This is a genomic window from Cupriavidus sp. 05N39, assembly GCF_056397325.1.
Genome location: NZ_JBFTNE010000290.1, coordinates 1 through 515 on the forward strand (window position 1 = coordinate 1; position 515 = coordinate 515).

Annotated in this window: 1 protein-coding gene and 1 tRNA gene; both read right to left on the reverse strand. The window is 60.8% G+C overall.

The window, feature by feature from the left end; genetic code table 11:
- Positions 1-77: 77 nt before the first annotated feature.
- A tRNA-Thr gene (locus AC1DN0_RS41355) sits at positions 78-153 on the reverse strand.
- A gap of 61 nt (positions 154-214) precedes the next feature.
- Positions 215-515: ClpXP protease specificity-enhancing factor SspB (locus AC1DN0_RS41360; protein WP_477146646.1), on the reverse strand; the 301-nt coding region annotated here is incomplete at its 5' end.

Below are 515 nucleotides of genomic sequence, written 5' to 3' on the forward strand. Positions count from 1 at the left end.
GGGTTACATGGCGGTTACATGGGCCGCAGAATGCACAAAGGGTTACAAGCGAATCGCTCGTAACCCTTTGATTTTATTGGTGCCGGCTGCAGGACTCGAACCCGCCACCTGATGATTACAAATCAACTGCTCTACCTGATGAGCTAAGCCGGCATGTTTGGTGCAGACCGCGATTCTACTGCATGCGGCGCAAATTGACGATGGGTTCCTGCGCTTACTTCACCACCTTCAACGAGGGCTTCTTGGCACCGATGCGGGATACGGGCGGCGGCGTGGGTTCGTCGTCACCATCGTGGTCGTCGCCGGCGTCTACTGTGACCGGAGCCTCGCTTTCGACCGACGACAGCTTGGGCGGCGGGTTGTTCTCGCGTTCCGTGCCGGCCTGGGTTTCGGGGACGCTACGTTCCACGGGGAAGGCCATGCCCTGCCCGTTCTCGCGGGCGTAGATGGCGAGGACGTTTTCGACGGGCACGTCGATCTTGCGCGAGATGCCGCCAAAGCGGGCGCTGAAGCCG